The organism is Rouxiella chamberiensis (genome assembly GCF_026967475.1).
GTDB classification, from domain to species: Bacteria; Pseudomonadota; Gammaproteobacteria; order Enterobacterales; family Enterobacteriaceae; genus Rouxiella; species Rouxiella chamberiensis.
In genome coordinates, this window is record NZ_CP114058.1 from 2,762,986 (window position 1) to 2,784,673 (window position 21,688).

Here is a 21,688-nt window from a genome sequence, read left to right on the forward strand (position 1 = left end):
CCCTCTCCGCCGCATCAGGCAGCGGAGAGGGTCAAGATTATTTCATGCTGGCGACGATAGCTTTCACATTGTGGGTAAAGGCTTTCTCGTAGGTCGTTGCCGGACCTTGCGGACCTGACAGCGCCTCTGGATACAGCTCACCGCCCGGTTGCGCACCGGTTGCCGAAGCAATCTGCTTCACGAGACGCGGGTCGGTCTGGTTCTCGATAAAGTAGGTTTTGACCTTCTCGTCCTTGATCTGCTTGATAAGCGAAGCTACACCGCTGGCGCTGGCTTCGGATTCGGTCGAGAAGCCCACCGGTGCCATAAAGGTGACATTGTACTCTTTGCCGAAATAGCCAAAGGCATCATGACTGGTCAGCACCTTGCGCCTGTTTTGCGCAATCCCCTTGAACTCGTCCTTGGCCCAGCTATCGAGCTTTTTAAGACGTTCAATGTACGCGCCGCCGTGCTGACGGAAATAGTCGGCATCTTCCGGGTCGGCGGCAATCAACGCGTTCATGACGTTGGTGGCATAAATCACGCCGTTCGCCATGCTGTTCCAGGCGTGCGGGTCGGTCACGGTTTTGCCTTCGTCTTCCATCTGGCGAGAATCGACGCCCTGCGAGGCGACGATCACTTTGCCGTGGTAGCCCGATGCGCCGATGAGACGGTCCATCCAGCCTTCCATGCCCAGACCGCTCACAAACACCAGGTCGGACGTCGACAGCGACTTGCTGTCTTTCGGCGCGGGTTCAAAGCTGTGCGGATCGCCATCGGGACCGACAAGGCTTGTAACCTTGACATGATCGCCACCGACTTCCTGCACGATATCGCCGAGGATAGAAAAACTGGCCACGGCATTCACCGTTCCGGCCATCGCCAGCGGGCTCGACAGCAGGGCAGCTACTGACAGAGCAACAGGTAAAAGTTTCATTTCCACTCCTTATTAGACTACTTTTTTACGACTTAACGTCGCGAGGCGGTCAACATGCCGCCCCGCGTTCCAAACAGAACCGAGATAAAGAAAATGACGTTGGCGCTGAGCACGATGGCCGGACCGGCGGGCAGCGAGGCGTAATAGGACCAGACAAGCCCGACGATACTGGAGAGCATGCCGATAAGCATGGCAATCAGCAGCGTATGCGGCAGATCCTTACCCCAAAAACGCGCACTGGCGGCAGGCAGCATCATCAAGCCAACAGACATCAATGTGCCGAGAATCTGGAAACCGGCGACGAGATTGACCACCACCAGCGCCAAAAAAATGCCCTGGATAACGGCCAGCCATTTACCGGCGCTGACGCGCAGGAACAGCGCATCAAAAGATTCAATAACCAGCGCCCGATAAATGCAGGCGAGCACCAGCAATGACACGCTGCTTATCGACCCGACCATCAGCAGGGCATGCGAATCAATCGCCAGAATCGAGCCAAACAGCACGTGCAGCAGATCGACGCTGGACCCCTTGAGCGACACAAGCGTTACGCCGAGCGCCAGCGATCCGAGATAGAAGCCTGCGAAACTGGCGTCTTCCTTAAGCTGGGTGCGGCGACTGACGACGCCTGAGAGCATCGCCACCGCCAGACCGGCGATAAAACCGCCCACGCCCATCGCCACCAGCGACATCCCCGAAATCAGGTATCCGATAGCCGCGCCGGGCAGCACGGCATGGCTCAGCGCATCGCCGACCAGACTCATGCGGCGCAATAGCAGAAATACGCCAAGCGGCGTGGCGCTGATAGACAGCGCAAGGCAGGCTATCAGCGCGCGGCGCATAAAACCAAACTGCACAAAAGGATCGACTAGCAGGTGAAACCACATCATTTAATGACTCTCCGCTGCTCGCTGAACTCGTCGGCCAGGATGCAGGCATGATCGCGATGGGGAAAATGGCACAGCACGTCGTCTGCCTTTCCCCAGATATTTTGTTGCTGACTCAGGAACAGCACTTGGGGGAAGTGGCGCGCGACCATCGCGATGTCGTGCAGCACGGCTATCACCGTTCTCCCCTGCTCGTGCCACTGGCGAATCACTTTCAGCAGCAGTTCGGTGGTCTGGCTGTCGATGCCGGTAAAGGGTTCATCGAGCATAATCAGCGGCGCTTTCTGAATCAGCAGACGGGCAAACAGCGTGCGCTGCAACTGACCGCCCGAGAGTTCGCCCACGGCGACGTTGCGCATATCGGTCATGCCGACGGTGTCGAGCGCTTCGGTAACCTGACGCTGTGACTCGCGGCTGATGCCGCCAAACAGCCCGCTCTGCGGCCAGCATCCCATTGCCACGAGGTCAAAGACGCTGATGGGAAACTGGCGATCCAGTTCGGCCTGCTGCGGTAGATAGGCCAACTGCGGACGTTTGCCGCGCGCAGAACCCTCGGTAAATTCGATAGAACCGGAAATTGCCGGTTGCAGACCTGCCAGGGTTTTCAGAAAGGTCGACTTGCCTGCGCCGTTGGCACCGATGACAGCGGTTAACGAGCCGGCCGTAATCTGCCCACTTAGCGGCATCGCCACGGCGCGTCGCTCATAGCCGACTTCGAGATTGGAGAGGTTAATCATGGTAACGAGATGGCCCAATAAATCCCTGACCACAAGATTGCCAGTAAAATCAGGGCAATAGCACAGCGGGAAAATGCAGAAAGGGTGAAAAATGTTTTAGTCATAATGAAATGCTCTAGAGATGTTATAATATAACAACATATTCCGAACCGTTTTTCAAGAACCGCCACGGCGGAGCGCATCTGCGGATAACCGCCGCGCGCTGGCGCATGTAGAGAATAAAAACGTGTGCGAAAGGTCAAGATTTAGACAAAAATCGTCGCTTATTATGACAGATAAAGCGTAATCAAATATGATTTTCCATAAAATAGTTAATAAAAACAATAAAATGGGAGATATCCTCACGCTAAATTATTTTATTGCCGTGGGGTACAAGCTCGAAAAAATATGCAATAATTATTGTTGTCCGTTTTTTTGATCAGAAAACTCTTATGAAAAAATTGATTCCGTTCGAGAGTCATGGAAAAACGCCAAGCATTGCGGAACTAAAGCAAATAATAGAATCTAATATTCAGGTGATTGAAGATCCATTAACTGCCGGTTTAGGTTATTATTCGCCGAACGCACGTTATACGCCGGGTTCCTTAGTTATCAAGTCAATCGAGTTAAAAGATAATCAAGCCTACTCAATGAGTTACCGCTATGATTGGACCATTTTCAATGGTTGTCTCGACCTTAATGCAGAAGAAGATTCAATAGAAACAGTCTCCTTTATCTTAAAACCTGAAGGTCTTGAGTTTGATATAATAGATTTTGACTCTGTTGGCACCGAAAATGAATTGTAAGTTTCAGTAATAGGTTTGCGCAGTTTTCTAAAATTAGATTATATTTATATTGTGAGGCCATTATTACGTCTCGATAAACATCCTCCGACAAGATAATGGCCGTAGCACGGCGCAGCAGAAACACGTCCTGAAGCGAACGCCTGCGGCAATCCTCTTTGATAAATGTAGTTTGATTTAACGGGTATTCACGTTTACCTGGCAGTCCTTGGTTAGCTCGGATTTTGTTGTTTTTAAAGTTTTTGTTTACTCACAGAGTGTTATCACACCGAATAACCATTACGGAGGGGATGATATGGATGAGTACTCGCCTAAGCGACACGATATTGCGCAACTGCGGTTCCTCAACGAAAATTTGTATGACGAAGGAATTGCGACCTTGGGAGACAGCCATCATGGCTGGGTCAACGACCCGACCTCCGCTGTCAACTTGCAGCTTAATGACCTGATTGAGCATATTGCCTCGTTCGTCATGAGCTTTAAAATTAAATACCCGGACGAAACAAACCTCAGCGATCTGGTAGAAGAGTATCTTGATGATACTTATACCTTATTTAGCAACTACGGAATTAACGATTCTGATTTACGTCAATGGCAAAAAACCAAGAAACGACTATTCAGAATGTTCTCAGGGGATTATGTTTGTGCCCTGATGAAAACCTAAAGATAATTTAATAAAGTAATGAGCAACAGTTGAAAAGGCCATGATGAACAAAATTGATTATTTGATGCGTTTGAGAAAGTGCACCACCATTGACACTCTCGAACGCGTTATCGAAAAAAATAAGTACGAACTTTCCAATGACGAGTTGGAGCTTTTCTATTCAGCTGCCGATCACCGTTTAGCCGAGCTGACGATGAACAAGCTGTATGACAAGATCCCGACTTCCGTCTGGAAATTCGTTCGCTAATTTTTTGACCATGACCTCGATTGAGCCGATATTCTCGTCGGCTCAATCTCTCCTCTTCCGAATGATATTTCTCATTTCGGTGTTGCGCCTATTCCCCAATTCCATTCATTATCTTTTACACCCTATTTCATATCGCGACGGCAAGTTCCATCCAGTGAAACTAATGTTGCCTTTCCTACCCATTAATTTGACTTAAATCACTATATTAAAATAACTCTATTTTTCGAAATGAATAACTCAAAGTGGTTGAAGAGTTGCAATGATGACAAAGGGAAAATAAGGAAAGCGACAAAAAAGAGTGAGGGCAATGGAAAGGTATGGCTGAAATGGTGGAGGCCCTGCCAGCTACATCCCGGCACACACGACACCTGCTATGGCTGCTTCCTTCCGGACCTGACCTGGTTAACAAGTTAGCGTTGCGGGAGAACCAACAGGGCCCCCATTGTCGTTAACGGCTTCAATACTGCGAAGCGGTGGGCATTATCAGGGATGAGTATAACAATTGCAAGTTAACTGCCGACAACCGTTGTTTTCTTATACAATCGACGCCAGTTTTATTGATAAAGGTATCGGGCATGTCAGAAGTCGATAATTTTCGTCAACGCGTTTTCCAGATAATCGCCGCCATCCCGTCGGGTCAGGTCACAACCTATGGCGAGGTCGCCCGTATGGCAGGCTCGCCTCGCGCGGCAAGGCAGGTAGGCGGCGTGTTGAAAAAGCTTCCCGAAGGCAGCACGCTACCCTGGCATCGCGTTGTGAATCGCCACGGCGAGATCTCGCTGCAAGGTGAAGATTTCAAACGTCAGCGTCAGGCACTGCTGGCCGAAGGCGTAATGTTCAGGGCGGGCAAGATAGATTTACTGACGTTCGGCTGGAAATTCTAGAGAATACGATGTGAAGGGCAGGCATTCCCCGCCTTGAAGGTGACTTGTTGTCACCAGGAATCAAGACGGGGAAGGATTACAGCCTGTTAATACATTGGGGCTGGAGCCGGTGGCGGTACGGGTGCACCGTTAGGCTGCGACACGGCCGGGTTGCCCATCGGGCCCGGTGCGGCCGGTTGAGTCACTACCGGCACCGAGGTTGCTGGCACCAATTGCAGATCGGCACGCGTGCCTTTCGCATTATTGATGACTTCCTTGATGTCCTGGGTGATAAAGGCCAGACGACCATTAATGGTCAGCGCCGCACTCAGGATAATATGGGAGTTAGGTTTAATGTCCTGCGGGTTATACGGCAGGATAAAGCTGTATGGTGCCTGTTTCCCCTCTGTACGCGCGACTTTCTGGGCAATGACCCGTGAAGGGGCATCGGCCAACGAGGCGTCGGACAGTGTGACCGTCAGTACCGAATCCGGTGGTAAAGCGACACGTTGAGAAATATTCACCGTACCGGACACGTTGGGGCCGGTAATGGCCGGACGCGTTGACGGACTCGCGGACGAGTTAGGTGATTCTGGGGGAGGCGTCTGATGTGTAGCACAACCTGCTAGAGCAAAAGACAGCGCGGTCCCACCTACTATCTGCCAAAGTTTCATAGATCGTACTCCTTTTATTGTCATCTTTTCGGCGCAATTCTATATGCCAATTTGATTGGAATAGTCAATTTAACCACTCGTACAAATAACTATGGCACATAAATCCGAAATATTCCTGCCGCCGGAATAAAGCTTCTTCTGCCTGCGGGAAGTTCCACTATCTTTTGTTGAGAAACGCCCGCCATCACAGCATAGTAGAAAAAACCACATTGACGAGGTTAGCCATGAGTCAGGCACTGCATAATCTTCTGGATTTACTCAATCTTGAAAAAATTGAAGAGGGATTGTTTCGCGGGCAAAGCGAAGATCTCGGGCTACGGCAGGTTTTCGGCGGACAGGTGGTCGGGCAGGCGCTGTACGCCGCCAAGCAGACCGTTCCCACCGACCGCGGCATTCACTCCTTCCACAGCTATTTTCTGCGCCCTGGCGACAGCACGCGGCCTATCGTTTATGACGTTGAAATCCTGCGCGATGGCAACAGTTTCAGTGCGCGGCGGGTCAAGGCGGTACAAGGCGGCAAACCGATTTTCTATATGACCGCCTCTTTCCAGAGTCATGAAAAGGGATTCGAGCATCAAAACAGCATGCCCGAGGTGCCAGAGCCAGAAACACTGCTTTCCGAAACCGAGATTGCACGTAATTTCGCGCACCTGATCCCCGAAAAATACAGAGAAAAGTTTACCGGCCAGCGCCCTATCGAAATGCGCCCGGTGAAATTCCATAATCCTCTGCAAGGCAAGAAAGATTTACCGGAACGCGCCATCTGGATAAAAGCCAATGGCGAGATGCCGGATGACCTGCGCATTCATCAGTATCTGCTGGGCTATGCCTCGGATTTCAACTTTCTGCCGACTGCGCTGCAACCGCACGGCGTCGGTTTTCTCGAGCCGGGCATGCAGGTCGCGACCATCGACCACTCCATGTGGTTCCACCGCCCTTTCCGTCTGGACGAATGGCTGCTGTACAGCATAGAGAGCACTTCGGCGTCGGGCGCAAGGGGATTTGTCAGAGGACAGTTCTACACGCGTGACGGCGTGCTGGTCGCCTCTACGGTGCAGGAAGGCGTGATGCGTAACAGAAAGGCGGAATAAGGTTTACGACGTTTTTGCGCACAATAAAAAAGGGGACGAAATTATCGTCCCCTTTTGCCATCTCATCACTACTCGTTATATTTTTATCAAATCGTATTACTGGTTGTACGCGTTTTCGCCGTGGCTGTTCACGTCCAGACCTTCACGTTCCTGCTCTTCAGGAACACGCAGACCTACGACCATGTCGGCAATCTTGTAGGCGATAAACGCCACGACGCTCGACCAGACCAGTGTCACCACGATGCTCAACAGCTGGATCCAGACCTGATGACCCATTGTTACGCCTTCTGCGTAGCCGGTGCCGCCCAGGGAGCTGGCGCTGAATACGCCGGTCAGGATGCATCCTACGATACCGCACACGCCGTGCACGCCGAACACGTCACAGGTGTCATCCACGTTGAGCCATTTTTTCAGGGTAACAACACCCCACAGGCCCGCAACGCCGCCTACCAGACCAATAATCAGAGCCCCGCCGACGCCGACCGTACCACAGGCCGGCGTGATGGCAACCAGACCCGCGATGGCACCGGAACAGGCACCCAGCAGCGAAGGTTTACCGCGAACCATCCACTCGACCAGCACCCATGACAGGATTGCGCCTGCGGTAGCCATGACGGTGTTCAGGAACGCCAGCGCAGCAATCGAACTTGCCGAGCTTGCAGAACCGGCGTTGAAGCCGAACCAGCCCACATACAGCACCGCCGTACCGGTAAACACCATCGGCAGGTTGTGAGGTTTGAACGCTTCCTTGCCAAAGCCCGCACGTTTACCCAGCAGATACGCACCGACCAGACCGGCGCTTGCTGCGTTGATGTGAACGACAGTACCGCCTGCAAAGTCCAGCGCGCCGTCGGCCGCCAGGAAACCGCCTGCCCATACCATGTGCGCGATTGGAATATAAGAGAACGTCAGCCAGATAACGGTAAAGATAAGCACCGCAGAGAAGCGGACACGTTCAGCAATGCCGCCGACGACCAGCGCCACGGTAATCGCCGCGAAGGAGCACTGGAACGCCACGTGAATCATCTGCGAGAAGGTGCCGGTGAGCGAGGTCAGACCGATGCCTTTCAGCATTGCGTTGCTGAATCCGCCGAAGAACGCGTTGCCTTCGCTGAAGGCCAGGCTATAGCCGTAAAGCATCCACAGTACGCAAACCAGAGCAAACGTGACGATGACCTGAGTCAGCATCGACAAGACGTTTTTGGAACGCAGCAGGCCGCCGTAGAACAGCGCCACGCCGGGAACGGTCATGAACAATACCAGTGCTGTACAAATCATCATGAAGGCATTGTCGGCGCCGTTGGCAACCGGATCGGCCGCCATTGCCAGAGAAGGCAACAAGGCAACGCCGGCAAGCCCCATCATGGATAAAAGTTTTTTCATTATCAATCTACCCCTATTTCTAGTTCTAATCCGAGTCTGTAATTACAGCGCTGCTTCGTCGGTTTCGCCGGTACGGATGCGAATAACGCGTTGCAATTCGGCAACGAAAATCTTGCCATCACCGATCTTGCCGGTGTAGGCCGCCTTACTAATCACATCAACCACTTCATCAAGCTGATCGTCAGCGATAGCGATATCTATTTTTACTTTTGGCAGGAAGTTGACGCTATATTCAGCACCACGATACAACTCCGCATGACCTTTTTGGCGACCAAAACCTTTGACTTCTGTTACGGTCAGCCCCTGAATGCCTACAGCTGACAGTGCTTCGCGCACGTCTTCCAGCTTGAAAGGTTTGATCACCACAGTAACCAGCTTCATTTTGCCACTCCTTAATTAAGAGCTTATCGTGATGCGACTCACGCCCAATACGAATTGGTTAAAGCAAGGGTTGTGCCAAAAATGCTCAATTTAGCGGATTCGCGTCATTAGCCCCTAGCCACGGCATTTTCGGAATATTCGCCAAAGGATTTGGCGCGTATTGGGCCACAGGCGTGCAAACGGCAAGGCACCAAAACGGTGCATAATGGTCACAAAGAGTGCAGGGATATCGGAGGCGGCTGAGATGATGCCACAGGAGAGTGCAGAATGCGGAGAATCGAGGTCAAGAAGGCGGTTGAATTTTAGGCGCTACGCCCTGTCGAATCAGGCGTAGCGCGCGTTGAAAAGCTGTCGAAAATGTGGAAACACTACTCGGCGGAGGCGAGTTCTTCGCCTGCCAGTTGCAGTTGATACATCTGATAGTAGCGGCCTTTTTGCTGAAGCAGCTGAAGATGATTGCCCTGCTCCACTGCCTGACCGCGATGCAGCACCAGAATGTTGTCGGCATCGACGATGGTCGACAAACGGTGTGCAATCACTACCAGCGTCGTCTGCTGGCGAATGGCCCGCAAGGCACGGGAAATCGCCTGTTCGGTACCGGAGTCGATATTGGCCGTTGCCTCGTCGAGGATCAAAATTTCGGGCGCTTGCACCAGAACGCGCGCCATCGCCAGCAATTGCTTCTGCCCCACGGAGAGATTATTGCCCTGCTCGCCGAGACGGGTATTGATGCCTTCGGGCATCGCTTTTACCAGCGGCGCAAGCTGCACGGTTTCGAGCGCCAGCCACACCTGCGCTTCGTCGACATCGCGGCCGAGTGTCACGTTGGCGAGCACCGATTCGGCCAATACCACCGGGTCCTGCTGCACCATCGCCACGCCTTTGCGCAGGCAGGAATGGGACAACGTCGTCAGCGAGCGGCCATCGACGCGGATATCCCCATGATTCAGCGGATAATAGCCCATCAGCAGATTCGCGAGCGTACTCTTGCCGCTGCCTGTGTGCCCGACCAGCGCCACAAACCCTCGTGACGGCACGTGTAGCGAGATGTTCTCCAGCACCATTTTGTCCTGACGGTAGGCAAAGGAGACGTTGTCGAACTCGATTTCTCCGCTGGTCAACGGCGCGGTATCTTCACCGTACTCCTGCTGCGAACGGTCCATCAGGTCAAAGATACGTTCACCGGCGACCACCGCCTGTTGCAGAATCGACTGTTGCGAAGTCAGCGCTATCAAAGGTTCGTTAAGTCGTGAAAGGTAGTTGATAAAGGCATACAGCACACCTACGCCAATGCTGCCTTCTTCGCTGAAACCAAACAGCACCAGCAAACCGCACAGAATAAGTGAACCAAACAGGCTGAGCAGCGGACGCAGCAGAAAACCCTCCAGCTTCAGCGTTTTCATGCGCGCCAGATAGTGTGACTGACTGGCGCGGCTCAGGCGTTCGCCAAAGCGCTGCTGCTGGCGAAACTGCTGCACTACGCCCATGCCGTTGATCACTTCATTGAATCCGTCATTGATATCGGCCAGATAGCTGCGCACCTGACGCACGACCGGCGTGCTGTAGACCTGGTACAGCGCCATCACCACCAGCACGGCCGGGAAGATGCACGACGCAATCAGCGCCATTCGCCAGTCGAGTAAAAACATCGCCACCAGCATCGCGCCAATCAGGGCGATACTGCGCAATACGGTCGAGACAACGGTGACATAAAGATCACGAATCACTTCCGTATCATTGGTTACGCGAGAAATAAGCTGCCCGACCGGCTGGGTATCGAAGGCGCTCAACGGCTGGCGCAGTGCGGCATCCATCACTTCGGTACGCAGCCGCTGAACCACGCCAACCGCCGCGCGGTTAAACAGCAGCGCCTGCCAGTAGTGCAGACTGGCAGCCAGAATCTGCAACACGATAAAGGTCACCGCCAGCAGGCTGACCTTGCCCAGCGGCAACTCACCCTTGGCGACAAAGTGGTCGATGAAATAGCTGATAAGGATAGGGCCGAGCACTTCGGCGGCGGCGGCAATCCACAACATGATGACCGCAATCGACAACGGTCGTCGGTAGGATTTTCCGTAGACCAGCAGGCGTTTCAGCGTCGGCCAGAGTTTTATTTTTTTGGCGGGCGGCGCGTTGGAAATAAGCTCACTCATGACAATTCTGGCTCCGGTTCGGCAGGAACATCATCCAGCGCCGCTTCAAGCTGTTGATAACGATTCATATCGCGATACCAGCCAGCATTCGACGCCAGCATCTCGTGGTCGCCCCGCTGAACCACGGTGCCTTTGTTGAAGACCAGGATCTCGGCGGCATCGACCAGCGCAGACAGGCGGTGAGCGCTGATAATGACCGTTTTATTGCTGCCCCACTGGCGCAGGTTTTGCAAAATCTGATGTTCCGTACGGCCATCGACGGCGCTGAGTGCGTCGTCAAGGATAAGAATTTCGGCATCGAGCAACAGCGCGCGCGCAATTGAAATACGCTGCTTCTGCCCGCCGGACAGCATGACGCCGCGCTCGCCGACCTCGGTTTCATAGCCTTGCGGCAGGCGCAGAATATCGTCGTGCACGCAGGCCATTCTGGCCGCCTGCTCAATCTGTTCGGTGGTCGCCTCCGGTCGGCCGAGCGCGATGTTTTGCGCAATGGTGTCGGAGAACAGAAACGGCGTCTGGCTGACGACCGCGAGTCTGGCGCGCCAGTCGTCGAGCAGCACGTTATCCAGCGACTTGCCCTGATAGGAGATGCTGCCCTGCGTGACGTCGAACTGGCGCTGCAACAAGGCCAGCAACGTACTTTTTCCGGAGCCGGTCGGGCCGCAAAGGCCGAGCATATTGCCCGACGCGAGACGAAACTGTACATCCTGCAAGGCGGGCGTGTCGGTTTGCGGATACTGAAAACGGCGGATATTCACGTCGAGCGTGCTGCGATCGGCGGTTAGCGGTTGCGTGCCATCGACCACGCACGGCGCTTCTTCCAGCAGGCTGCGAATGCGGCTGTAGGCGGCGCTCCCGCGTTCGACAATATTAAACATCCAGGCCAGCGCCAGCATCGGCCAGATCATCAGGCCAAGATACATCACGAAACTGGTCAATTGGCCGAGTGTCAGGTAGCCATTGACCACCATCCAGCTACCGCCGCCAATCGCCAGCAGGTTGGCCATCGCGATAGAGACATAAATAGTGGGATCAAAACGGGCATCGACACGCGCCACGCGCATGTTTTTAAAACCGGTGTCTTCGGCCACTTCGGCAAACTGCGAGGATTGATGATTCTCGAGACCAAACGCCTTGATCATGCGAATGCTGGTCAGACTCTCCTGCGCCTGATCGTTTAGCGACGAAAACGCCGCCTGCGCAACCTTGAATCGCTGATGCAGCTGATCGCCGTAGCGCTTGATAACTGCCGCCATAATCGGCATCGGCACCAGCGAAAGCAGGGTCAGTTCCCAGCTGATTTGCGTCGCCATGACAATCAGCACGGCAAGCCCCATCACCAGCGAATCCACCAGCGTCAGCACGCCTTCGCCCGCCGCAAATACCACCCGGTCGACATCATTGGTGGCGCGCGCAATCAGGTCACCGGTGCGGTGACGTAAATAAAATGCCGGATGCTGACGACTCAGCTGACGATAGAAATTTTGACGCAGCTCGACGGCGAGCTGATAAGACGCGCCGAAAAGCAACACGCGCCAGACATAGCGCAGCAGATAGACCAGCACCGCCGTGCCCAGAATCAGGCCCAGCCAGCCGAAAAGCTTGCCGGAAGGGAGTGTCTTACTGGTCACGCCATCGATAATAATCCCCACCAGTTTGGGTGGCAGAAGTTGCAGGATAGCAATGATGATTAACAGAGCGACGGCACCCAGATACCTTTGCCATTCACGGCGGAAGTACCAGGCCAGTTGAGCGAACAGTCTCACGCAGATTTTTCCATGATTGTAGATGTTAGTTTTTGCATTGACCAGAGTAGCGTTGAATTACGGGATTCGCGTTGATTTCCATGATTCGCTTTGTTTGACGCGTCTAGAATAACACCGATGACCCGCCCTTCTCATGAAAGTTTTTTACCTAAAGTGGCAAATGCGTGGTCGACTTGATGCGCTCCATCGCGAAGTTGGAAGTGACATCGAGCAGGCCGGGCACGGCACTGACCAGCTTTTTATAGAAGTTATCATAGCTTTTCATGTCGGCGACCTGCACCTGCATCAGGTAGTCGAATTCTCCGGCCATGCGATAGAACGACAGCACTTCGGGAAAGGACTCAACCTGCTCGACAAAATTCTGATACCACTGACTGCTGTGCTGCTGGGTTTTGATGCGCACGAAAGCCGTCAGGCTCAGGCCGAGTTTTTCGCCGTCAAGCAGCGCCACCCGCCCACGAATAATGCCTTCTTCTTCCAGCCTTTTGACCCGCTTCCAGCAGGGCGTCGAGGTCAGATTTACGGCGTCGGCCAGTTCGCCAAGCGACAGCGTACAGTCCTCTTGCAGCATCGCCAGCAGCTTACGGTCAATTTTATCTATCATTTGGCGCTCCGAGAGAAAATCTTTCTCTAAAATTGCCGTTATCAACCAAAAATAGCAATCCTTTTTCCCGGGGAGCACGGTAATCTACCGTTCTCTACCTTTTAATACCGGAAGCTTCACATGAACGACTGCTGGGTCAAAAACGCCATCAAAGAGATCGACGCAGATTTTCAGCGTTCAGCCGACACCCATCTTATTCGCCTGGCCATCGCCGATTTTCCGGGCATCCCGCTTTACCTCAAAGATGAAAGCACGCATCCGACGGGCAGTCTGAAACATCGTCTGGCGCGTTCACTGTTTCTTTACGGCCTATGCAACGGCTGGATCAAGGAAAATACGCCGATCATCGAGTCTTCGTCGGGCAGCACTGCCATTTCAGAAGCCTACTTCGCGCGCCTGCTTGGCCTGCCGTTTATTGCCGTCATGCCCGCCTGCACTGCGCCGCGAAAAATTCAGCAGATCGAATTTTACGGCGGTCGTTGCCACTTTGTTGAGAACTCGAGCCAGATTTATGCGGCCTCCGAACAGCTGGCAAAAGAGTTGAACGGTCATTATATGGATCAGTTCACCTACGCCGAGCGCGCAACCGACTGGCGCGGCAACAATAATATCGCCGAAAGTATTTATCGCCAGATGGCGCTCGAGCCGTCACCCGGTTCCGCGCTATATCGTCATGAGCGCCGGAACCGGGGGCACTTCGGCAACGTTGGGGCGTTATATTCGCTATCAGGGACATCAGACGGAGCTTGTGGTCGTCGACCCCGAGAATTCGGTGTTCCATGACAGTTATCAGCAAAACGACAAGACGACCGTCGCCGCGTGCAGCAGCAGAATTGAAGGTATTGGTCGTCCGCGGGTCGAGCCTTCCTTCCTGCCGGGCGTGATTGACCGCATGATGCGCGTGCCCGATGCCGCCAGCGTTGCGACCGTGCACTGGCTGGAAACCATGCTGGGCCGCAAGGTCGGAGGGTCGACCGGTACCAATGTCTGGGGCGCGTTGCAGCTTGCCGAAGAGATGCGCGCGCGCGGTGAAAAAGGCGCTATCGTGACGCTGCTTTGCGACAGCGGCGAGCGTTATCAGCACACCTATTTCAATCCGCACTGGGTGGCCGAAAACCTCGGCGACCTGTCACCCTATCGCGAAAAGCTGCACGGCTTACGCTAGACATGCTGTCTAGCTAATAAAAAAGCCGACGGGAAAACGTCGGCTGGCTGTAATGCCCAAGTTTACGGGGGACGATAACTCGGGTAACCCTTATTCGACTCGCTTATTCAAACGAAAAGGACTCCAATGAATAAGGCCGATCGGGGTAATTCAGCCAATGTTGTAAAAAGTGTGACACGGCCTGATCCTTGCAGTGGCCGATTACCTCAAGCTGCGCGGCGTGCTCCCGCAGGAGCGGCAGTGCATTGCCCATGACCAGTCCTCGTCCTACGCTGTGCAGCATTTCACGATCGTTCATGGCATCGCCAAAGGCCATGCACTCGGCAAGGGGGATCTCGAGCCTGTCCGTCAGCAGCGCCAGCGCGCTGCCCTTGTTGCTGCCTGCGGGCATTACGTCCAGACAGTCATGCGCCGAAAAGCAGAAGTCGAGACGATTGCCGAAGTGGCTTTCAAGCACCGGCACCAACTCTGCCAGCACCTCGTGCGGCGCGCAGAAGCAGACTTTGCTGTTGCCCGTCGCCGGTATTTTCGCCAGCTCGACCACTTGATAGCGAAAACCGCTGAACGCGTGGGCGTGAAGCAGTTCGGGATTGTCATGATGGGTAAACCAGCCGTCATCGCGAAATACATGCAGACTGGCCGGTGTGCGCCAATCGTGGCCGACAAGCTCGCGGAAACTGTCTTCGGGAAGATTGCTGGCATGCAGCAAGGTTCCGTCGAGTGCGTGTACGCGCGTGCCGTTGCCGGTGATGAGATAACCCGGAATATCGATATTGGCGAGCACCTGTTTCATTTCGAGATAATGACGACCGGTCGCGAACGTCAGGGTCACGGCGCGCGCGGCCAACTGGCGCAAGGTATGTAGCGTTTTGTCACCCAACTGGTGATTCGGCATCAAAAGCGTGCCATCCATATCAAAAGCGGCCAGACGAAACGTATTGTTGTCTCTCACTCTGTCATTCCTCCTCTACCCGAATGCGATCTCCACCGCGTTTCGCGCAATCATTGTCGGAAAAAAGTATCGCCTGCTATATGCTGAACAAATAGTGACATCTTGATAAAAACTGTTCCGGATTTATTATGCGCCTGCAGCATCGCCTCAATCAGTATCAGCGTTTGTTCAGTAAAACCGGCCTGAAGTCTTGTCCTGTCACCGTGGGCGAACTGGCGGCGATTTTTTCTGCAGTGAGCGCCATACCCGCACGTTGCTCACGCAGTTTCAACAGGCAGGATGGATCCACTGGTCGGCACAGGCAGGACGCGGAAAACGTGCCATCATCACTTGTCTGCAAACGCCCGACAGCCTGCGGGAAGGCTATCTGCAAAAATTGCTCAATGAGGGCGATCATTCGGCAGCGCTGCAACTCAGCCAGGTGGATCCGAGGCATCTCAATGATTTACTGGTTCCTCATCTGGGTGCGCAGTGGCAGGAAGATGCCCCCACACTGCGTATTCCGTTTTATCGCGAGTTGCAAAAGCTGGACCCGCAAACATTGACCGGCCGTGCAGAAACAGCACATTGCGCATACCCTGCACGCCGGGCTGACGCGTTTTGTCACGGGCAGCGCAGTGCCGCAGCCGGATCTCGCCCACCACTGGCAACTCGCCGAAAACGGCTATGTCTGGCAATTCTTTCTGCGCAGCCAACTCTATTGGCATAACGGCGAACCGTTGCTGGGCAGACAGCTGTGCCAGATTTTCGAGCGGCTGCGCCATTCGCCGCGCAGCCGACATCACCTGCAAAACGTGGCAGCCATTACACAGCCGCATGCTCTGTGCCTGCAATTTCGTCTTCACGTACCCGATTACTGGCTGGCGCATCGCCTTGCCGATCTTGGCTGTCTTCTGTTTCATCTTGATGAACCGACCGTCGGCGCAGGACCTTTCAGGCTGGCGCATTTCGCCCCGGAAAGGGTCAGGCTCGAGCAGAATCCCTATTATCCGCTGCAACGCCCTTATCTTTCGGCGATCGAATACTGGATCTCGCCGAAGCTGTTCGACGAGGCCACGCGCGGCCAGATAAGCCTTCAGCATCCTGTGCGCATTGTACTTGGGGAACAACGCGACATGGCGCACGTCAGGCCGGTCAAACGCAGTACCAGTCTGGGGTTTGGCTATCTGGCGCTGAATCTGCGCCGCAACGGATTGAGTCAACGACAGGCGCGAAAAATCGTTGCGCTCATCCATCAATCAGGGCTGCTGGATAACCTGCCCATCGACCGCAATCTGGTGACCCGTAGCCGAGAGTTGCTGCCCGGCTGGCCGCTGCCTTCGTTTATGGGTCACGACCGCGCTACCTTGCAAGGGCCTGATGAACCGCTGCCGCCTACGCTTACGCTGTTGTTTCATCCGCCCGTCGAGCTTGAGCTGTTCGCCGATGCGCTCAAGTCTTTGCTGGCGGCACAAGGCTGTGTGCTGGAGACGCGTTTTCACTCCGGCAGGCTATGGGAAAACGCGGAGCAACTGGCCGACATCGATTTACTGCTGGGCGACCGGTTGATTGGCGAAGCGCCGGTCGCGACCCTTGAAAACTGGCTGCGGCAGGATCCGTTATGGGACGCCATACTCGACGACGAGGCGCGGCGCGCGCAACAGCAATGTCTCTTGGCCATTCAGCAGCACCCGGATCCGACCCTACGGGAAGCGCAGCTGCGCGCGCATTTCTTTCGGCTGATGCAGCAATGCAGCATTACGCCGCTGTTTAATTATCAGTATCAGGTCAGTGCACCGCCGGGCGTCAATGGCGTGCAGTTGACAGCCTGGGGCTGGTTCGATTTCTGTCGTGCCTGGCTGCCGCCGCCCATCGGCCAGACGGATTGATTTTTGCTATTAACCCGCGCAAAACGTCAGTAACATACCGCCATTGAACGCCGTAGCCGTTTCTACGGCCTTAACGAAATATAGGGTATCAAGATGAAAAGAGCCGTTGTGGTATTCAGTGGCGGTCAGGACTCCACCACCTGTCTGGTGCAGGCGCTGACACAATATGACGAAGTCCACTGCATTACCTTTGATTATGGCCAGCGCCATCGTGCCGAAATCGAGATTGCACAGAAACTGTCGGTCGAGCTGGGTGCCAAGGCGCACAAAGTGCTCGATGTCGGTCTGCTCAACGAACTGGCCGTCAGCAGCCTTACCCGCGACAATATTCCGGTGCCTCAATATGGCGAAGGCGATGCCAATGCGCTACCAAGCACCTTTGTGCCGGGCCGTAATATTCTGTTCCTTACGCTGGCCGCCATCTATGCCTACCAGATTCAGGCCGAAGCGGTCATAACCGGCGTATGCGAAACAGACTTCTCCGGTTATCCGGACTGTCGTGACGAATTCGTCAAGGCGCTGAACCATGCCGTTTCATTGGGCATCGCGCGCGATATCCGTTTCGAAACACCGCTGATGTGGCTCAACAAGGCCGAAACCTGGGCACTTGCCGACTACTATGGGCAACTGCCGCTTGTCCGCAACAAGACACTGACCTGCTATAACGGCATCGCCGGAGACGGCTGCGGTGAATGCGCCGCCTGCCATCTGCGGGCAAAAGGACTGCACGAATACCAGCAGGATCCCGATGCCATCAAAGCCAGCCTGAAACAGAAAACGGCGCTGGTTTAAATTCGCGACATTTACCGCCTATCTTGTTCGTGTTGCAGCCCATGCCGCTGCAACATGAATGACGGCGGCGATAGCCGTAAATGCTTACTCTTCCAGCTCTTTCAGTTTCTCACGCAACTCACCTTCCAGCGGCAATGCCTTCTGCGTGCGCAGGTCGATACAGACAAAAGTCAGTGTGGCATCCACCACCGTTTCGTCGTTACAGGTTATCACCTGTTTTAGCACCCCGCTCCTGCCGTTGAGCTGTTCCAGTTGACTGTCTATTAACAGCACGTCACCCAGCACGGCGGGCCGACGGTAGTTGATATTGATGTTAACCAGAATAAAGGCAATATGGTTTTGCGCCATCCATTTAAAACCTTCCTTGTTGTCGAGCCATTCCCAGCGCGCCGTTTCAAGAAACTCAAGATAACGAGCATTGTTGACGTGCCGATAGACATCAATGTGAAATCCGCGAACCTTCAACGTTGTTTGCATAGTGATTGCCTGCCTCCATAAAAAAGTGATCCCGGACAGCGCAGCGTACGCGACGCGCCAACTGGTCGGACTTCTTTCAGGTTAGCAGAAGAACGCGGCGAAAAAAGTCTCGCCCTCATCGCCGCGATCCGTATCACAATTTCAAACGCGATTGATTACGTTGAAATAATGCAGGTCCAATGCCCGGAACTTCCTGTAATTGCTCAATCTGGGTGAAGGGCCCCATCTCTTCGCGATACTCCACGATGGTCTGCCCTTTCTTGAGTCCTACACCATTAAGGGCTTTCGAAAACTCGACAGCGCTGGCCTTGTTCATGCTAACCTTCTCTTCTTCGGCCTGACTGGCTGCCGCCTCTTTCACGGCCTTCTTGTCGGCAGATTTCTCTTTGCCTGCCGACTTGCCGACACTGCTCGCGGTTGTACTTTTCGCCGCCCCTTCCGTTGCCGCCTGTACGCCGAGCGGCATCACCGCCAGTCCAAAAACCAAAGCCAGTGTGCTCATTGACATCTTTTTCATGCTGTAATCCTCCGTGTTGTTGACAGCACGGACAGAGTGGCGCAGCGCGAGAGGAACTACAAACGGCAGAGTTTGGAAATGGAAAAGGCCGCGAAAGCGGCCTTCAGGTATTGCAGCGTGTTGCAGAGAGGCTCCGGGGAGCCTCGCATTATTGCTGGTTTTGCGCCGCAGCGCCGAGCTTGATCTTCGCCTGTTTACGCAGGTTGGCCAGCAGCGCATCGAATGTGCTGTTGGAAGAAGTCTGTTGCAGCTGTTGATTGAACTGGGCCGCTTCGGCTTCCGGCAATTTACCCTGGGTAACTGCGGTCAGCTTGATAAGCACGGTGTTGCCGGTTCTCGTCCTGCGAAATGCCGTACGTCGGTTTGTCGGCCTGCGGCTGTGCCAGCGCGTAGACGTTCTGCTCGAAGTCGGAAGGCTGCGCGGTGCGCTGCACTTTCTGTACATCGCCGAAGCTCACGCCTGCGGCTTTGAGCGCGTCGTCGCCTTTGCCTTCTTTGAGGGCGGTCAGCACTTTTTGTGCGTCAACCCGTGCCTGATCTTCTGCCTTCTGGCGTTTCACCTGCTGGGCAACCTGTTCTTTCACCTCGGCGAAAGGTTTGATCCCTTCCGGCTTGTGGGCATCGACACGCACGACAAAGGCACGGTCGCCGTCAACGGTAATCACGTCGGAGTTGCTGCCCGGCGCGCCATCACGGCCAATCAGCGAACCATCGAACAGGGATTGCACCACCGGCTTGAAGTTGATGGCCGCAGGAATATTCTGCTGGGTGAACCAGTCGGTCTGTGACGCCTTGGTACCGGCAGCCTGCTCGGCAGAGGCCAGAGATTCGTTGTCATTGCTGGCCGCGTCGCTGACTTTCTGCTGGAGCGCGTAATAGGCATCCAGCGCTTTTTCCTGCTTCAGCTTGGCAACAATACCGTCGTGCACCTGAGGGAGCGGTTTAACCTGCTCTGGCTGAATGTCGTCGAGACGCAGAATAAAGAAGCCGCTGTCGGATTTGATTACGCCCGACATCTGACCTTTGGTGTTCAGATTGGCGCTTTTGAATTCCGGCAGTGTCGTTTCAGGTTCCATCCAGCCAAGATCACCGCCCTTCCTGCCGCTCAGGGTATCGATGGATTTGGTTTTCGCCAGTTCGGCAAAATCGGTCCCGCTTTTCAGCTGGGCGTCGATAGCATCGGCATCGGCCTGGCTTTTCGCGACGATAACGCTGTAACGACGGCGCTCCGGCTGACCGAACTCGCTTTTATGCTGGTCGTAATACGCAGTGACATCGGCATCGGAAACGTCGGTTTTAGCCTGCATGGACGCAGCGTCCATCTCGATATAGCTGACTTTTATCTGTTCCGGCGCAACGAAGCTGTCTTTATTGCGGTCGTAGAAGGCCTGAAGTTCGCTGTCGCTCGCCTGCTGTTTGGCTGCCAGCGCCTCGGTGTTGAAGGTAGCGGTATGAACGTCGCGCTCCTGCAATACCAGCTCGGACATGGATTTGGTTTCAACCGGCAACACGAAGTCGGACTCGCCATAGGCGTGGGCCAGCTGCTGGCTGACCAGCTGCTGTTTCATCAGACGAGCAAAGTTGTCTGCGGTGTAGCCCATTCCCTGAATAGTTTGCAGATACTTGGCGTTGTCGAGCTGTTTGTTGGTCTGGAACTGCGGGGTCGCCAGAATCGCGTCCTTGATCTGCTGATCGCTGACCGTAATGCCCAGTTTTTTGGAGTATTGGTCAAGCAGCGTCACGTCAATCAGGTTGTTGAGCGACTGCTGGCGCAGCTGCTGCATATAACCGTCGCTGCCGGCCAGTGCGGCAAACTGGTCACCGAGCTGCTGCTGCAGGCGGTTACGCTGATTCTGTACGGCGTCATCGAGCTGCGCACGGCTGATGTCCTGACCGTTGACTTTTGCCGCATAGTCGCTGTTTCCACCGATGAGGTAATTGCCTACACCCGTTAAAACAAAAGATAAAACGATCAGGCCAAGAATGATTTTGAGCACGACGTGATTAGCTGCCGCGCGTAAGTTGTCCATCATAGTGAAGCAACACTCCGCTGTATTTGGGGTTTAAAACTTGGGCTGCGTGGACGATGCCGACGATCCCTGTGACACCCTTCAGGGTGCTGCACAATTAACTGCTAACTGCGTGTTTACACTGACACTTCGTTTCAAACGGCGTTCAAAAGAATCACTGTCAACAGGCAACAATCGCACTTATTCTCCTGTTCGAAGCCACTCACGGCGCCGAAAAAGAAAAAAGCGCATCTCTTCGATGCGCCTCACATATTACCTTAGCAACCCTGTGACGTCAGGTTATTGTTAGTAATTATCCGTTTACCGCATCTTTCAACGATTTACCGGCACGGAAGCCAGGTACTTTGGCAGCCGGAATACTGATTTCTTTACCGGTTTGCGGGTTACGACCGGTGCGAGCCGAACGCTCACGAACCGCGAAGGTACCAAAGCCAACCAGCGCAACTTCTTCTCCGGCTTTCAGAGAATCGGTTACCGATTCAAGCACCGCGTCCAGAACACGTCCCGCGGCCGCTTTAGAAATGTCCGCACCGGCTGCAATTTTGTCGATCAGTTGTGACTTATTCACGTTTTCATCCCCTCTTAAAATTCTATCGTCGCGCCGAAATTTCCCTACGGACGCGACAGCGCAGCTGTTATATCAAGCTTGTCAGGGGTATGCAAGCGACCCAGAACGCGTTGCCCCCTCCTGACAGGGTTACTAACTTAACGGCACAAAAAAAGCTGGCAAGTAGGATTT

The 21,688-nt window shown here is 54.2% G+C and carries 19 protein-coding genes, 1 other RNA gene and 3 pseudogenes; 8 read left to right on the forward strand and 15 right to left on the reverse strand.

The features are described 5' to 3' along the window. Positions 1-37: 37 nt before the first annotated feature. From O1V66_RS12815 to O1V66_RS12825, 3 genes are read right to left on the reverse strand one after another with little or no spacing between them, the layout of a single operon-like run. The gene (locus tag O1V66_RS12815) at positions 38-916 is read right to left on the reverse strand and encodes a metal ABC transporter substrate-binding protein (RefSeq protein WP_045046081.1); all 879 of its coding nucleotides are present in this window, start codon (positions 914-916) and stop codon (positions 38-40) included. Between the two features lie 32 nt (positions 917-948). Continuing rightward, positions 949-1,806 carry a metal ABC transporter permease gene (locus O1V66_RS12820; RefSeq protein ID WP_045046080.1) on the reverse strand — a complete coding sequence of 286 codons (858 nt, stop codon included), beginning with the start codon at positions 1,804-1,806 and terminating at the stop codon, positions 949-951. Continuing rightward, a complete protein-coding gene (locus O1V66_RS12825) occupies positions 1,803-2,540 on the reverse strand; it encodes a metal ABC transporter ATP-binding protein (protein WP_045046079.1) in 738 nt (245 codons plus the stop codon). Before O1V66_RS12825 ends, O1V66_RS12820 begins: the two co-directional genes overlap by 4 nt. Before the next feature lie 431 nt (positions 2,541-2,971). On the opposite strand from O1V66_RS12825, the gene O1V66_RS12830 reads away from it, so the two are divergent. The 3 genes from O1V66_RS12830 to O1V66_RS12840 all read left to right on the forward strand — a co-directional run bounded on the left by O1V66_RS12830 (position 2,972) and on the right by O1V66_RS12840 (position 4,233). Next, entirely contained in the window at positions 2,972-3,325 is a 354-nt protein-coding gene (locus tag O1V66_RS12830) for a hypothetical protein (protein WP_045046078.1), read from the forward strand. Positions 3,326-3,617: 292 nt separating this feature from the next. Beyond that, positions 3,618-3,986, forward strand: a complete 369-nt coding sequence (gene tomB, locus O1V66_RS12835; RefSeq protein ID WP_045046077.1) for an Hha toxicity modulator TomB — start codon at positions 3,618-3,620, stop codon at positions 3,984-3,986. A 43-nt stretch (positions 3,987-4,029) separates the two neighbouring features. Next, the gene (locus O1V66_RS12840) at positions 4,030-4,233 is read left to right on the forward strand and encodes an HHA domain-containing protein (protein ID WP_026110585.1); all 204 of its coding nucleotides are present in this window, start codon (positions 4,030-4,032) and stop codon (positions 4,231-4,233) included. A gap of 336 nt (positions 4,234-4,569) precedes the next feature. Here the strand turns inward: O1V66_RS12840 and ffs are convergent. Then, positions 4,570-4,666, reverse strand: an RNA gene (gene ffs, locus O1V66_RS12845) — signal recognition particle sRNA small type. A 142-nt stretch (positions 4,667-4,808) separates the two neighbouring features. On the opposite strand from ffs, the gene O1V66_RS12850 reads away from it, so the two are divergent. Continuing rightward, a complete protein-coding gene (locus O1V66_RS12850; protein WP_045046076.1) occupies positions 4,809-5,117 on the forward strand; it encodes an MGMT family protein in 309 nt (102 codons plus the stop codon). 86 nt (positions 5,118-5,203) lie between these two features. Here the strand turns inward: O1V66_RS12850 and O1V66_RS12855 are convergent, their stop codons facing one another. Continuing rightward, positions 5,204-5,770, reverse strand: a complete 567-nt coding sequence (locus O1V66_RS12855; RefSeq protein WP_045046075.1) for a YbaY family lipoprotein — start codon at positions 5,768-5,770, stop codon at positions 5,204-5,206. A gap of 224 nt (positions 5,771-5,994) precedes the next feature. On the opposite strand from O1V66_RS12855, the gene tesB reads away from it, so the two are divergent. Next, positions 5,995-6,861, forward strand: coding sequence for an acyl-CoA thioesterase II (gene tesB / locus O1V66_RS12860; protein ID WP_045046074.1), 867 nt, complete (start codon positions 5,995-5,997; stop codon positions 6,859-6,861). A gap of 96 nt (positions 6,862-6,957) precedes the next feature. On the opposite strand, the gene amtB is transcribed toward tesB, so the two are convergent. The 5 genes from amtB to O1V66_RS12885 all read right to left on the reverse strand — a co-directional run bounded on the left by amtB (position 6,958) and on the right by O1V66_RS12885 (position 13,148). Continuing rightward, a complete protein-coding gene (gene amtB, locus O1V66_RS12865) occupies positions 6,958-8,244 on the reverse strand; it encodes an ammonium transporter AmtB (protein ID WP_045046073.1) in 1,287 nt (428 codons plus the stop codon). Between the two features lie 42 nt (positions 8,245-8,286). Continuing rightward, entirely contained in the window at positions 8,287-8,625 is a 339-nt protein-coding gene (glnK, locus tag O1V66_RS12870; protein WP_045046072.1) for a P-II family nitrogen regulator, read from the reverse strand. Positions 8,626-8,993: 368 nt separating this feature from the next. Next, positions 8,994-10,778, reverse strand: coding sequence for a SmdB family multidrug efflux ABC transporter permease/ATP-binding protein (locus O1V66_RS12875; RefSeq protein WP_045046071.1), 1,785 nt, complete (start codon positions 10,776-10,778; stop codon positions 8,994-8,996). Then, positions 10,775-12,544, reverse strand: a complete 1,770-nt coding sequence (locus O1V66_RS12880; protein ID WP_045046070.1) for a SmdA family multidrug ABC transporter permease/ATP-binding protein — start codon at positions 12,542-12,544, stop codon at positions 10,775-10,777. The genes O1V66_RS12875 and O1V66_RS12880 overlap by 4 nt, the downstream gene beginning before the upstream one ends. A gap of 148 nt (positions 12,545-12,692) precedes the next feature. Further along, a complete protein-coding gene (locus tag O1V66_RS12885) occupies positions 12,693-13,148 on the reverse strand; it encodes an Lrp/AsnC family transcriptional regulator (protein ID WP_045046069.1) in 456 nt (151 codons plus the stop codon). 120 nt (positions 13,149-13,268) lie between these two features. On the opposite strand from O1V66_RS12885, the pseudogene O1V66_RS12890 reads away from it, so the two are divergent. Beyond that, positions 13,269-14,313, forward strand: a pseudogene (locus O1V66_RS12890) (PLP-dependent cysteine synthase family protein). A 103-nt stretch (positions 14,314-14,416) separates the two neighbouring features. Here O1V66_RS12890 and cof read toward each other — a convergent pair. Further along, entirely contained in the window at positions 14,417-15,265 is an 849-nt protein-coding gene (gene cof / locus O1V66_RS12895; RefSeq protein ID WP_269127634.1) for an HMP-PP phosphatase, read from the reverse strand. A gap of 128 nt (positions 15,266-15,393) precedes the next feature. On the opposite strand from cof, the pseudogene O1V66_RS12900 reads away from it, so the two are divergent. Both O1V66_RS12900 and queC read left to right on the forward strand, forming a co-directional pair. Next, positions 15,394-17,133, forward strand: a pseudogene (locus O1V66_RS12900) (SgrR family transcriptional regulator). Between the two features lie 93 nt (positions 17,134-17,226). Further along, positions 17,227-17,925 (forward strand): 7-cyano-7-deazaguanine synthase QueC, encoded by a 699-nt coding sequence (gene queC, locus O1V66_RS12905; RefSeq protein WP_045046066.1) that lies wholly within the window; start codon positions 17,227-17,229, stop codon positions 17,923-17,925. A gap of 84 nt (positions 17,926-18,009) precedes the next feature. Here the strand turns inward: queC and O1V66_RS12910 are convergent, their stop codons facing one another. The 4 genes and pseudogenes from O1V66_RS12910 to hupB form a co-directional block, all read right to left on the reverse strand. Beyond that, positions 18,010-18,402: a YbgC/FadM family acyl-CoA thioesterase gene (locus O1V66_RS12910; RefSeq protein WP_045046065.1), complete on the reverse strand. Its 393-nt coding sequence runs from the start codon at positions 18,400-18,402 to the stop codon at positions 18,010-18,012. Between the two features lie 133 nt (positions 18,403-18,535). Next, a complete protein-coding gene (locus O1V66_RS12915; RefSeq protein WP_045046064.1) occupies positions 18,536-18,919 on the reverse strand; it encodes a ComEA family DNA-binding protein in 384 nt (127 codons plus the stop codon). A 148-nt stretch (positions 18,920-19,067) separates the two neighbouring features. Further along, positions 19,068-20,952 (reverse strand): annotated as a pseudogene (gene ppiD / locus O1V66_RS12920) (peptidylprolyl isomerase). A gap of 289 nt (positions 20,953-21,241) precedes the next feature. Next, positions 21,242-21,517 carry a nucleoid-associated protein HU-beta gene (hupB, locus tag O1V66_RS12925; RefSeq protein ID WP_045046062.1) on the reverse strand — a complete coding sequence of 92 codons (276 nt, stop codon included), beginning with the start codon at positions 21,515-21,517 and terminating at the stop codon, positions 21,242-21,244. Positions 21,518-21,688: the final 171 nt, after the last annotated feature.